This window comes from Actinoallomurus purpureus, assembly GCF_024055795.1.
GTDB lineage: Bacteria > Actinomycetota > Actinomycetes > Streptosporangiales > Streptosporangiaceae > Actinoallomurus > Actinoallomurus purpureus.
The window spans coordinates 125071-138929 of the sequence record NZ_JAMXMY010000013.1; the positions used below are offsets into that span (position 1 = coordinate 125071).

Consider the following 13859-nt stretch of genomic DNA (forward strand, 5'->3'; position numbering starts at 1 on the left):
GGGCGTCGTCTGCCCCCTCGCGCGTCAGGTTCAGCTGACCTGAACGATCTGCCATTGCTGGTCGAGGGAGCCGTTGTCGGTCCACTGCACCAGTTGGGCGCCATCGGCGTTCGAACCGCCCAGCACGCCGAGCACCTTGCCGCTGTGGACATTGCGCAGCTTCACGTACGAGCCGACCTGCACGACCTGCCACTGCTGGTCGGCGGCGCCGGTGTCGAGCCACTGCACCGCATCGTCCCCGTCCGCGGTGCCCGAGGCGTACACGCCGATCACTCGCCCGCTGCCGCGGTTGCCGAGGACGGTGGTGCCACCGCTGGTCGTGGTCATGTGCCAGGCCTGGTCGGCGGCTCCGGTGTCCGTCCACTGGACCAGGTCGGCGCCGTCGGCGAGGTCTCCGCCCAGCACACCGATGACCTTTCCGGACTTACGGTTAACGAACTTGTAGTACGCGCCTGTGGAGTGTCCGAGATCGACGTCGGCGTACCGGATGGTGTTGATCTTGCCCTGCCAGAAGCCGCCGCAGGACATGATCAGGACACGCCCCGTGCCGGACACGTACTGCAGGGTGCGGCTGTACCCGGCCTCGATGGGCACCTTCACATGGGTCCACGACCCGACTCCGTTGTTCGTATTGATCAACACATCGCTCGATCCGTACGAGTCGTACACGAGCTTTCCGTCGGGGAGCACGATGTTGTAGGGGCTGCCGCCCGTGTCGAGCTGCGTGCCGAGGTCGGTGGCGTTCCAGCTCTCCGGATCATTGCTGATCTTGAAGTTGTTCGGCGGGCCGGAACCGAGGTTGACCACCTCGTAGCTCATGAAGTACTTGCCGTCGGCGAGCTTGGAGACCACCGGCATGCCCGGGCGCAGGTTGCTGTCCGTGGGTGCGACGTCGTTGACGACCGGTCCCCAGTGGACGCCGTCCGCGCTGGTCTGATGGACGATCTTCTGGTTGTTGTGGGCCTTGTCGCGTTCGTCCGAGTAGTAGACGATCAGCTTGTTGTTCTCGACCATGACGAACGGTTCCCAGATCGGGGTGGTCGTGTAACCACCGGCCTGGGCGATCTCACTGACCCAGCTCCAGGTCTGGCCGGCGTCGTTGCTCTTGTACACCTCCATGCGCTCCGCCGATTTGTCCGGCGGGGCGGAGAGGCCGACGCAGAGAATGGTTCCCGCCGGCAGGTTTCCGATCTGCTGGGGAAGCTCGTAGAGGAAGGCTCCGTTGCGGTTTCCCCAACCGTTGACGGTGTCGGCGATCGAGCTGATCTGGCCCCACGTCGCGCCGTTGTCGGTGCTGCGGTAGATGGGGAACACGGGTGTGGTGGCAGGCTGCTCGAAGGTGGTGAGAAGCGCTCCGTTCTTGGCGCCGTTGTGGTGCAGTTGCGCCGTCTTTGGATACAACGCGCCGTACTCCTGTGCGCCCGGAGGCGGCTGATAAAGAACCGAGGGGCCGTAGGCGTAAGCCTGCGGGGCCAGTGCCAGCAGCGAAATCGTCGTGACCATGACGACGAAGGCGTTGAGGAGTTTCCGGGCCGTTGAGTGCAAAGCATCTCCTTTGACGCGGAGGAATTGCGCTCAGTTAGACATGAGCGGGACGAAACCAGTATTCGGGCGCGGGGCCCTAATGTCACCGGCGCGTTTCGAAAGTGTTTCGGATTATGGTTCGCTACTCGGTGCCGGCTCTCGGCGAGGATGTCGAGCTGCGCAGCACGAGCTCCGTCGCCAGCTCGATCCGGGGGGACGCCGGTGGCCGGCCCTCGGCCAGCTGCATGAGCACCCGTGTCGCCTCGTGGCCCAGCTTGTCGAACGGCTGGCGCACCGCACTCAGCGGCGGGCAGGCCATGGAAGCCACCAGGGTGTCGTCGAAGGACATCACCGCCAGATCGCGCGGAACGCTGAGCCCCTGCTGGCGGGCGGCCTCCAGGACCCCGAGCGCCTGCGCGTCACTGGCCGCGAAGACCGCCGTGGGCGGCTCGTCGGAACGGAGGATCTGCAGGCTGGCGGCCATCGCCTCGTCGAAGTCGAAGTCGGTCGGCCGCACGATCGCCGGGTCGTAGACGATCCCGGCCTCCTCGAGTGCGGCCCGATAGCCGTGCAGCCGCGCCGCTCCGGCCATCGAGTGTGATCGCCCTGCCACCATGCCGATCCGGGTGTGCCCAAGCCCTAGGAGGTGCTGCACCGCGTCCTTGGCGCCGTTCCAGTTCGTCACGCCGATACTCGGGATGTCCCGGGAAGGTGCACTGAGCGGATCGATCAGCACCACCGGAAGCCGCCGTTCGATGATGCGACGCTGATCCTCCTCGGTCAGCATCGAGATCACAATGATCAGCCCCGCCGCACCGAGTGCCACACACTCCTCGAGCCATTGAGAGATCGAGCGCCTGCTCGTCGTCCCGGTCACCACGTCCACGCCGAGCTCCCCCGCCGCGTCCACGATCCCGCGGGCGACCTCCAGGGTGTAGGCGCTGAACAGGTCTCGGAATACAGCGACGATCTGACGAGGAACGGCGGGTGCCCGCTCCCATGGGCGAACGTAACCGCTCCGCGCAAGCAGTTCTTCAACACGGGCACGCGTCTCGGCACCGACGTCGCGACGTCGGTGCACGACCTTGGACACCGTGCTGAGCGACACGCCCGCCTCACTGGCGACGCTGGTCAACAGACCGTACTGCGCGTCCAGGCGTGCCTTGCCCTGAGCTGTCACTCGACACCTGACCTACTCGCCGACGCCAGTGTGCTTGTTCGCAGCGACTTCCGCGCGGGGTTGCCCCGATTGGACGGACAGGTCGGGGCTTGCGGTTATGCGGCAGCATAGTCGGGTCGTTGGGCGTGTCCGCCCGCAGGTGCGGCGACCATCCGGCATGACCGGCTCGGCGGCCTGCTCCACGGATGATCCCAGGTCACATAGGGCGGATCCGGTCGAGGGCTGACGACCAGGCCCACGTCAGTTCTGGAGGAGGTCGAACTCCTCCCACGGCCCGATGGCCGTACGGTTCGCGACCAGCGCGGAGGCGCCCGCGTTCTCCGCGGTCACGTACTGGTTGTTCGCGTGCGCCCGCAGGCTGACGCTGCCGTCGCCGTTGTGGATGAGGTCGAACGTCTCCCACGTCCCGATCGCGGTCCGGTTGGCGATGAGCGGTGAGGCGCCGGTGTCCTCTGCGGTGACGTACTGGTTGTTCGCGTGCGCGCGCAACGCGATCGCGCCACCGCCCAGGTCGATCTCATCGAACTGCTCCCACGGCCCGATGGCCGTGCGGTTGGCGATCAGCGGTGAGGCGCCGGCGTTCTCCGCGGTGACGTACTGGTTGTTCGCGTGTGCCCGCAGGCTGATCACGGCATTGCCGGGGCTGAGGCCGAGGGTGGAGGCGGTACCGGACAGCGACTTGGCGCCCTGATTGGCCGTGCCGGTGAGCCGGGTGGAGGAGTAGGCGCTCAGCGGTTTGGCGGTGCGCTCCAGGACGTACACGGTGTTCGCCGACGTCGGGAAGGTGACCTCACCGTTCGACGACGTCGTGATGATCGCGTTGTCCGACACGCGCCGGACCCGTACCTCCTGGGTCCCCCAGGGGTTGGCCACCGTCGCCGCGTTGCCGTACAGGCTCTTGAGACCGACGTACTTGATCTCTCCGGCCTCGCGTTCGGAGCTGACCAGGAAGCCGTTCTTGGCCAGCAGCGTGAACTTCCCGACGAACGAGGAATCCGACGGCACCGACGGAAAGACCCGGATCTTGTCGTTGTAGCTCTGCAGCAGCGACTCGTTGACCACCGACAGGTGTACGCCGAGGTACTCGAAGACGCCGTTCGTGTTGGCCGTCAGCCCGTTCGGGTAGTTCTGGTACTTCTGCAGCATGGTCTTCATGCCGTTGTAGGCCTGGTCGCCCAGGCCCAGGCGCGCGGCCTGAATCGCGTCGTTGGCCCACACGTTGTCGTACGGGAACGGCCGCCGGTTCCAGGTGTTGACCGCGGTCTGGTAGTCCGGAGCGCCGATTCCGGTCGTGTTGTACGGCCAGATGACCTCCGAGGCGACGTTCTCGTCGTTGCGCGTCTGCGCGATCGGCGGCGTGTGGGGCAGGTACGCGCTGCCGTCGGTCGGGTAGGGCGCCAGGTCGTCGAGGATGTTCTGCCACTGGCTCCGCAGGTCGGCGTCCAGGCTGAGGGTCTGGCTCGCCTCGATCGTCACGGGGAAGAGACTTTTCACCGCGGCCAGGTCGGTGATGGCGCCGGGGACGTTCCAATACGTCTCGTGGGAGTTGGAACCGGCCATCGTGTACTTGCCGGAACTGTCACGGGACAGCTTCGCGGCGTAGAACTTCACGACGTCGCGCATGAACGGGTACGCGGTGTTCCGCAGGTAGTTCACGTCGTTCGTGTACCGGTACTGCAGGTACATGTTGTACGCGGCCTCGGTGCCCGTGGACAGGATGTTCTTCGTGTAGTCGCTGTTGATCGTGCCGCGCGCGTTGCCGTCCCAGCCCATCGTCTCCGGCACCCACAGGCCGTCCACGCCGTAGCGGGTGTTCGTGTACGACTTCAGCGCGCCGTAGTTGCGGCTGTAGAGGCGGTTGAACGTACTCAGCAGGTCGGCGTGGTTCGAGGCGAGGAACGAGTTGTAGACGTCCCGCTGGTTCCAGTACCAGTAGCCATAGCTCCACTTGGTCTGGTCGCCGGTGGACCGGTAGACGCCGTTGATGAAGTGGAACGGGTAATTGCCGTACCCGCCCGACGCGATCATGTACGTCGCGAGGTAGTAGGCGTTCTCCATGTAGTCCGCATCGCCGGACAGGCCGGAGTACTGCACGAACGACCGCTGCCAGAAGTCGTGCCACCAGTTGCGGTAGTCGGTGAAGGTCGTGGCGTACCCGGTGTTCTTCACCGCGGCGAGTTGGGACCGGGCCTGGGCGACCGAGTCGTGGTTCGGCGCATTGAGACGGCCGGCGGCGGTGAACCAGATCGTGTAGCTGGAGGACGGCGTGATGGTGAGCCGTACCTTCGAGCCGTTCACCACCTGGCTCGTGTAGCTCGCCCCTTCGACGGTCGCCGCCAGTGTGGAGCCGAAGTTGTTCGGATCGGCCTGTCCCCGGCTGATCCCGACGCCGTTCGAGTCGGCGAAGGTGGAGTAGGTCTTCCAGGTGTTCAGGTCCGGGACATCGCCGACATCGGTGACCGTGCTCGGATCCCACAGGCTCAGGTCGAGCGCCACGCTGGACACGTTCGTCCGGCGGTCGTCGACGTGGATGCCCATGACCTCGGAGTTCGGCGACCCCATGACGGTCACCGTGCGATCGGAGTCGTACTTGGTGGTGAGCGAGCCGTCGTACAGCGACAGCCGCTGCTGATAGGTGGAGTATCCGGTGTCCATGCCGGGGGTGGAGTACAGGTTCACGAGCCCCGCCGCGTACGCCGACTGCTCCGACAGGTCGGCACCGGAGACCTGCATGGTGAGGCCGTTCTGGTTCCAGACCATCGCGCCCGTACGGCCGTTGCCGACGGTCAGCCCGTACGCGGGGTTCGTGTTGGGCCGGTTGTAGACGATGTCGTGCTTGCTCAGGTAGGCGGCGTAGTCGACGTTCAGCGCGCCGGTCGAGCCGTCGAACGCCGCGTCCGTCGGGGACGCGAGGGCAGGGACGACCACCGCGAGGTCCAGCGCGCCCGCCATCAGGGCGAGGGCCGCCAGGAGACGCCGGGTCCTGTGCTCATGACGCTTCATTGTCACCACGTCAGTCCTGGATGAGGTCGAACTCTTCCCACGGCCCGATGGCCGTGCGGTTCGCGATCAGCGATGACGCGCCGGCGTTCTCCGCCGTCACGTACTGGTTGTTCGCGTTCGCCCGCAGGCTGACGCTGCCGTCCGCGTTGTGGACGAGCGCGAACGTCTCCCAGGAACCGATCGCCGTACGATTCGCGATCAGCGGCGCGGCTCCGCCGTTGTCCGCGGTGACGTACTCGTTGTTCGCGTGGGCGCGCAGGGCGATCGCGCCGCCCCCCTGGTCGATCAGGTCGAACTGCTCCCAGGAGCCGATGGCCGTGCGGTTCGCGATGAGCGGTGACGCGCCGGCGTTCTCCGCCGTGACGTACCGACCGTTGGCGTGCGCGCGCAGGCTGACGACGGAACCGGTCGGCGGGTGCTCGGCGACGCCGAGGACGTACGTCAGCTGGGCGCTGGTGAACTCCTGCTGCAGGGTGCTGGAGGTCGCGGACTGGACCTGGAAGCGGCCCGGCGTCGACACCGTGCCGCCGCAGCCGGCGTTCGGCGTGCCGACGTGGGTGGACGTGTCCGTGTTGCCGGTCACGGTCCAGTCGCGGACGCCGTTGACGGCGTATCCGTAGCCCATGTGGGCGCCCCGCAGCGTGTTGCCGGTGACCGACGCGCCGTAGTTGGTGCCGCTCCCACAGCCCCAGACCTGCGGGCCCATGGCGAAGCCGACCTTGATGAAGGCGCTCTCGGCGCTGATGGTGTTGCCGGTCACGGTCGTGCCGGTGTAGTTGCCGTTCATCGGCGCGTAGTCGACGAGGTTGATGCCGCCGAGCAGCGTCCGTGTCCTGGCGACGATCGTGTTGTTCTGCACCGAGGAGCCGGGCGCCCCGAAGATGACGATGCCGCCGTCGGTGGCGTCCTGCACCGTGTTGCCCTGGACGGTGCTGTTGCCGCAGGCCAGCGATATGCCGTCGGCCCACGTGCCGCTCGGCGTGTCGGTGCCCGCCGGGCCGATCGTGTTGTTCAGGATCTTCGCGCCCTGGCAGGCCGGCGTGCTGTTCGTGACGGCGCCCTCGATGAAGTGCAGCGTCGACCAGCTCCGCGTGTCGTGCGCGTAGACGTTCTGGACGGTCTGACCGGTGCCGGAGGCTCCCATCTCCATCAGGGCGCCGCCGTCCAAGCGGCCGAGCGTGGGCCGCCCGCCGTCGATCTGGATGTTCTGCACCGTCACGCCCGGTTGGTCGGTGCCGTTGATCGCCGTGGTGAGCGAGCCGGACACCTTCAGGGTGGCCCGGCTGTCGTCTGTGGGCAGGCCCTGCGTCTCGATCCGCTGGTTCGAGGCCGTGAACCGGATCGAGTTGCTCAGGGTGAAGACGGCGCCGGGGCACAGGCCGGCGATTGCGCCGGATCCGGTGAGCGCGGCGTTGATGGCGGCGTCGGTGCCGGACGGGATGCAGGTCGCCGCGGCGCGGGCTCCCGTGGCTGTCATCGGCACCAGGAGTGCCGTGACGGCCGCGAGCATGGACAGGAACGGAACGGATCTTCCGCGAGCTGACATTCACGCGATCCTTACTGGCGGCTGTGGGGGACTAGCGGGAAGGTCTCCGGACACGCTTCGTCGTCGTCCACACGAACGTCGTGGTGCCGGCGGCGCCGGTGGAGTCGGTGGCGGTCACCGTCACCGTGCTGGTTCCGGCGTTGCGGGCTGAGCCCGTGATGGTCCCCGAGCGGCTGATCGACAGACCGGCGGGCAGGCCCGTGGCGGTGAAGGTCAGGTCGCGGTGCCCGGCAGCGACCGCCGTCATCCGCAGAGAGACCGCCGCGCCCACCGGGCTGCTCATGCCCTTCGGTTCGGAGACGACCACCGCACCGGACACGTTGGTCTTCAGCGTGCTCGTGACGTTGATCGAGCCGCTCAGCGGCAGGTTGCGCGAGGAGTCGCCGACCAGGATCTGGTACGTGCCGGGCGTCGTCGTCCAGCCGCCGGCCGCGTCGTCCCAGTGCGCCAGGTCGTGCGCGGTCACAGTGAACCGTACGGTCTGGCTCTGGCCCGGCTGCAGCTCGACCCGCTGGAACCCCTTGAGCTGGTGCGGCGGCTCGCCCGTGGAGGCCGGGGCGCCGACGTAGAGCTGGACGATCTCGGCCCCGGCCCGGCTCCCGGTGTTGGTGACGGTGGCCGTCACCGTCGAACCGCCCGAGCCGAGCGCGCCGACCTGCAGGTTGGAGAAGGAGAAGGCCGTGTACGACAGGCCGTACCCGAAGGGGAACAGCGGCGTGATGTTCTTCGCGTCGTACCAGCGGTAGCCGACGTTCACGCCCTCGGAGTACTGCACCTGGCTGCCGTTGCCGGGCCACTGCGCGGTGGTGTGCGCGGGCACGTCGTTCAGGCTCGCCGGGAAGGTCACCGGCAGTTTGCCGGACGGGCTGACGTCACCGAACAGGATCGCCGCGAGCGCGTTGCCGACTTCCTGGCCGGAGTACCAGCCCTCCAGCACTCCGGCGACCTGGCCCAGCCACGGCATGGTCACCGCGGAGCCGGTGTGCAGGACCACGATCGTCTTCGGGTTGGCCGCGGCCACCGAGGAGATGAGCTGGTTCTGCTGGCCGGGCAGGTCGATCGAGGTGTTGTCGGTGCCTTCGTTCTGCGGATACGTGGCGAACACGATCGGCACGTCCACCGACTTGGCCAGGGTGACCGCGCGGTTGATGCCGTCCGTGCCGTCGGCCGCCTCGTACTGAACCGTCGCGCCCGACCCGGCGCGGTTCTGGATGCCGGTGAGCGGCGAGATGGTGCCGGAGGAGGTGACGGTGGCGCTGCCGCCTCCGACGCTCGCCACGCCCGCGCCGCCATCGGCGCCGATCACGGCGATCTTCTTGGTCGTGGAGGTGGACAGCGGCAGCACGCCGTTGTTCTTGAGGAGGACGGTGCCCTCCTCGGCGATCTGGCGGGCGGTGGCCTTGTGCGCGTCGGTGGTGACGACCGCGCCGGTCGAGCCGGTCTTGGTCTTGTCGAACAGGCCGAAGGCGAACATCTGGGTCAGCACCCGGCTGACCATGGTGTCCAGCGTCGCCTGGCTGACCTGGCCGGACGTGACCGCCTGCCGGAGTTGGTCACCGAAGAAGGCGGCGCCCGGCATCTCCATGGTCATGCCGGCGTTGGCCGCGGGAGCAGCCGAGTGCAGTGCGCCCCAGTCGGATGTGACGAACCCGTTGAACCCCGCCTGCTGGTAGAGCGCCGTGTTGAGAATGTACGGATTCTCGCAGGCGAACTTCCCGTTGATCACGCTGTAGGCGCACATCACCGAGGCTGCGGCGCCCTGGCCGACAGACGCCTGGAATCCGGGCAGGTAGATCTCCTGCAGCGTGCGGGTGTCGACGATCGCGTTGTCCGACATCCCGTTGCGGTAGGTCTCCTGGTTGTAGACCGCTGCGTGTTTGGCCTGGGCCATGACGCCCTGGCTCTGCACGCCGTTGATCTGCGCGACGGCCATCTGGCTCGTCAGGTACGGGTCCTCGCTGAAGCTCTCGAAGCCCCGGCCCCAGCGCGGGTCACGGTCGATGTTCAGTGTCGGGCCGAGCGCGACGTCCGCACCCTTGCCGGCGAACTCATTGCCGGCCACCACGCCGTACTGCTGCTCGAGCGTGGTGTCGAAGGTCGCCGCCCCGGCCACGGGGGCGGGCAGCTGGGTGACGCCGCCGAGCCCGTCACCCGGTCCACCCGGCCCGTCCTCCAAGCCCATCGCCGGGACGCACAGCGACGGGATCGCGCTGGTGTTCCCGATGTACGGTGAGGCGTTGCCGTTGCCGTGCAGCATCGAGATCTTCTGGTCCTGGGTCATCTGCGCCATGAGCTGGGCGACGCGCTGGGACACCGGCGCGGTGGAGCCGACCCACGGGCAGGAGCCGTTACCGCCGCCTCCGCCGATGGTGAACACGGCGAACTCCCAGAGCGAGTAGCCGTACTGGGTCGCGCGGGCGGTGCCGTACATCCGCACGTAGCGCCCGGTCCCGGAGACGTTCAGCGTCTGGGTGCCGCCGGTGCCCGTGGTGGTCGAGTAGATCGTCGTCCAGTTCGTTCCGTCACCGGAGACCTGGACCTGGAACGCGGTGGCGTAGGCGGTCTCCCAGGTCAGCTGGGCCCCGCAGACCTGCTGCGACGAGCCCAGGTCGACCTGGAGCCACTGCGGGTCGCTGAACGCCGAGGACCAGCGGGTGCCGGTGTCGCCGTCGGTGGCGGCCGAGGCGGGGGCCCCGGCGTTCTCGGTCGAGGAGGCGGTCGTCGGCCGGTTCAGGGCGTAGTCGGCGGTGCCGCACGACGCCGACCCCCCTGAGCCGTAGACCTGGAACTCCCAGAGAGAGTAGCCGTACTGGGTCGCGCGGGCGGTGCCGTACATCCGCACGTACCGGCCGGCCCCGGAGACGTTGAGCGTCTGGGTGCCGCCGGTGCCGGTCGTGGTGGAGTAGATGGTGGTCCAGGCGTTCCCGTCGGCGGAGGTCTGGATCTGGAACGCGCTCGCGTAAGCGGCCTCCCACTGCAGGACCACCTGGCTGATGGTGGCGCTGGATCCGAGATCGACCTGGAGCCACTGCGGGTCGCTGAACGCCGAGGACCAGCGGGTACCGGTGTCGCCGTCGGTGGCGGCCGAGGCGGGGGCGCCGGCGTTCTCGGTGGACGAGGCCGTGGTCGGCTTGCCCTGGGAGAGCAGGACCGCCGCGGCGCGGCCGGGCGGCGCCACGGCCGTCGACGCGGCGATGAGCCCGGCGAGGGCGATGAGCACGACGAGCAGTGAGCGTGACGAATCGAGCAGGCGTCTGGGGCGAGCGCGGAACATCAAGGCTCCTCGGCCGGTGGGAGGCGGACACCGGCGATTCGAGGTGCTGGCGGATCCGGCGGCATGAGGGCATGCGCGGCCACGGGCATGCCGCCTGGAGGGGGCGGCGTCCGGAGCCGGCACGCCATGCTGCCGGTTCGGCCACACCTGGCGGGGTGGAAGGCGGGACAGGCGCGTGGCGCCCGCGAAACTGAGAGCGCTCTCAGGAAGAGTGACTCCCATCACATGAGCTGTCAAGGACGTCCGATCTTTGGAGTCCCTTGACAAAAGGCTGCAAACCCTGGATAAGTTCACGGAAAAAGCGAACAGCCTTCGATCGGAGCCCGCGATGAGAGGACATCTGCTCAGAACCGTCGCCGTCATCGGGGCACTCATCGGAGGGCTGCTGGCCGGCGTGCCCGCGAACGCCGCGGCACGGCCGTGGCAGAACACGGCGCTGGCCCCGGTCGACCGGGCGAACGCGCTGCTCGCGCAGATGACCCTGGCGGAGAAGATCGCCATGATGCACCAGGGCGCCTCATGCGACTACGGCGCCTGCGTCGACGGCAATACGCGCCTCGGCATCCCGCAGCTGCGGCTGCAGGACGGCCCGGCCGGTGTCGCCGACGGCGCCACGGGCGTCACGCAGCTGCCCGCGCCCGTCGCGGGCGCGGCGACCTGGGACACCGACCTGATGGGGGAGTACGGCAAGGTCGTCGGCGCCGAGGCGTGGGGCAAGGGCGCCAACACGGTGCTCGGCCCGACGATCAACATCGATCGCGACCCGCGCTGGGGACGGTCGTTCGAGTCGCTGAGCGAGGACCCGTACCTCGCCGCGCAGCTCGGCGCCGCCGAGATCAAGGGCATTCAGGCGCAGGGCCCGATCGCGCAGGTCAAGCACTACGCCGTCTACAACCAGGAGACCTACCGCAACACCCCGCAGGACAACGCCGCCATCGCCGACCGTACGCAGCGGGAGATCTACCTGCCCGCCTTCGAGGCCGCGGTCAAGGACGGCAAGGCCTACTCGGCGATGTGCTCGTACTCGCAGATCAACGGCACCTTCGCCTGCGAGAACGGGCAGCTGTTGAACACGATCCTCAAGCAGCAGTGGGGCTTCTCCGGGTTCGTCACCTCCGACTGGGGCGGCACCCACTCCACGGTGGCCTCGGCGAACAACGGCCTCGACCAGGAGATGACCGGCAGCACGTACTACGGCGACGCCCTCGCCGCCGCGGTGAACAGCGGCCAGGTCTCCCAGGCGACGATCGACGACCACGTGCGCCGGATCCTGACCTCGATGTTCGCGAGCGGCCTGTTCGACTCGCCGCCGACCGGGAACATGGGTGCGACCGTCACCTCCGACGCCCACCAGGCGACCGCCACGAAGACCACCGAGGAGGGCAGCGTGCTGCTGAAGAACAGCGGCCCGGTGCTGCCGCTGGGATCCTCGACCTCGTCGATCGCGGTGATCGGCGACGACGCGGGCGCGAACGCGATGACCGCAGGCGGTGGCAGCGCCCACGTGAACCCATCGACGCTGGCCTCGGTCGTCACGCCGTACCAGGGCATCAAGGTCCGGGCGGGCAACGGCGCCACGGTCACGTACGCCCAGGGCGTCGCCTCGCCGAACGGCCAGGTCGTCGACTCCTCGTACCTGACCCCGTCGTCCGGCTCCGGGAACGGGCTGACCGCTCAGTACTACAACAACACCGGCATGACGGGCAGCCCGGTCCTCACGCGGACCGACCCGAACGTCAACTTCCTGTGGGGCGGCCAGCCGCCCGCGTCGGGCCTCCCCGGCAACGGCTGGTCGGTCAAGTGGACCGGCAAGCTGACGCCGCCGACCACCGGTACGTACACGTTCGCCCTGACCAGCGACGACGGCAGCCGGCTGTTCGTCAACGGCCAGCAGGTCATCAACAACTGGGCGAACCAGCCGCCGACCACCAAGACCGGCACCATCTCCCTCACGGCCGGACAGCCCGTCAGCATCGAGGTCGACTACTTCCAGGACGGCGGCGGCAGCCAGGTCAGCCTCGGCTGGCAGATCCCGAACCAGAACCTCCACGACGAGGCCGTCGCGGCGGCGCGCGCCGCGCAGGTCGCCGTGGTCTTCGTCTCGAACGGCGAGGGTGAGGGCGCCGATCTGGGCAACATGGACCTGTCGGGTGACCAGAACCAGCTGGTGACCGACGTCGCCGCCGCCAACCCGAACACCGTGGTCGTCGTGGGCAGCGGCTCGGCGGTCACCATGCCCTGGGCGAACGCGGTCAAGGGCATCATCGAGAACTGGTACCCGGGCCAGACCGACGGAACGGCGATCGCCGCATTGCTGTTCGGCGACGTGAACTTCTCCGGCAAACTCCCCGTCACCTTCCCGCAGAGCCTCGCCGACGTGCCCGCGAGCACCGCCGCGCAGTGGCCCGGCCAGAACGGGACCGTGCAGTACTCCGAGGGCCTGAATGTCGGCTACCGGTGGTACGACGCGAAGAACAAGACGCCGATGTTCCCCTTCGGGCACGGCCTGTCCTACACGACCTTCGGCTACAAGAACCTGACCGTCGGGACGCCCGACTCCTCCGGGAACGTCGCCGTCGGCTTCGACGTCACCAACACCGGTTCGCGGGCCGGGGCGGAGGTCGCCCAGGTCTACGTCGGCCAGCCGTCCTCGACCGGCGAGCCGCCGAAGAACCTGCGCGGCTTCAGCCGCGTCGCGCTCGACGCCGGCCAGACCAAGCACGTCACGGTCACGCTGGACGCCCGCAGCTTCCAGTACTGGAACGGCAGTGGGTGGACGACCGCCGCCGGGACGCATCAGATCCTCGTCGGCGCGTCCTCCCGTGACATCCGCCTCACCGGCCAGGTCTCCGTGGCCTCGACGAACCACGTGATCAGCCTCCGGGCGCACGCGAACAGCAAGTACGTGACGGCGGAGAACGCCGGGGCCGCAGCGCTGATCGCGAACCGGGACGCGATCGGGCCGTGGGAGCAGTTCGACCAGGTCGACGAGGGCAACGGTGCCATCGCACTCCGCTCGCTTGCGAACAACGAGTACGTCACCGCCGGCACCTCGCCGTTGATCGCCGACGCGACGAGCGTCGGCGCGGCGCAGACCTTCGACCTCATCCACAATCCCGACGGCAGCGTCAGCCTGCGGGCGCACGCCAACAACGACTACGTCTGCGCCGAGAACGCCGGTGCCGCTTCACTCATCGCCAACCGCACGGCGATCGGGCCCTGGGAAGAGTTCGACCTCGTCAACGATTGAGGCCTCTGCGGGAGCGAAGGCCTGATGGCGTGGGTAGACGATGGCCGGGTGCTGACCGATCTGGGCGAATGCAGGGGCCGGG

General features: G+C 68.2%; 6 protein-coding genes. 1 reads left to right on the forward strand and 5 read right to left on the reverse strand.

Annotation, left to right across the window (positions count from 1 at the left end; genetic code table 11):
* Window positions 1–30: 30 nt before the first annotated feature.
* The 5 genes from NE236_RS24130 to NE236_RS24150 all read right to left on the reverse strand — a co-directional run bounded on the left by NE236_RS24130 (window position 31) and on the right by NE236_RS24150 (window position 10527).
* Window positions 31–1545 (reverse strand): RICIN domain-containing protein, encoded by a 1515-nt coding sequence (locus NE236_RS24130; RefSeq protein WP_252844384.1) that lies wholly within the window; start codon window positions 1543–1545, stop codon window positions 31–33.
* Window positions 1546–1666: 121 nt separating this feature from the next.
* Window positions 1667–2704: a LacI family DNA-binding transcriptional regulator gene (locus tag NE236_RS24135; protein ID WP_252844385.1), complete on the reverse strand. Its 1038-nt coding sequence runs from the start codon at window positions 2702–2704 to the stop codon at window positions 1667–1669.
* A gap of 240 nt (window positions 2705–2944) precedes the next feature.
* Window positions 2945–5707, reverse strand: a complete 2763-nt coding sequence (locus NE236_RS24140) for a fascin domain-containing protein (RefSeq protein ID WP_252844386.1) — start codon at window positions 5705–5707, stop codon at window positions 2945–2947.
* 10 nt (window positions 5708–5717) lie between these two features.
* Window positions 5718–7253, reverse strand: a complete 1536-nt coding sequence (locus NE236_RS24145; RefSeq protein ID WP_252844387.1) for a DUF7910 domain-containing protein — start codon at window positions 7251–7253, stop codon at window positions 5718–5720.
* Between the two features lie 31 nt (window positions 7254–7284).
* Complete coding sequence (locus tag NE236_RS24150; protein ID WP_252844388.1) at window positions 7285–10527, reverse strand: glycoside hydrolase family 3 C-terminal domain-containing protein; 3243 nt, start codon at window positions 10525–10527, stop codon at window positions 7285–7287.
* Between the two features lie 328 nt (window positions 10528–10855).
* On the opposite strand from NE236_RS24150, the gene NE236_RS24155 reads away from it, so the two are divergent.
* On the forward strand, window positions 10856–13777 hold the full coding sequence (locus NE236_RS24155; RefSeq protein WP_252844389.1) for a glycoside hydrolase family 3 C-terminal domain-containing protein: 2922 nt from the start codon (window positions 10856–10858) through the stop codon (window positions 13775–13777).
* The last annotated feature ends 82 nt before the right edge of the window (window positions 13778–13859 follow it).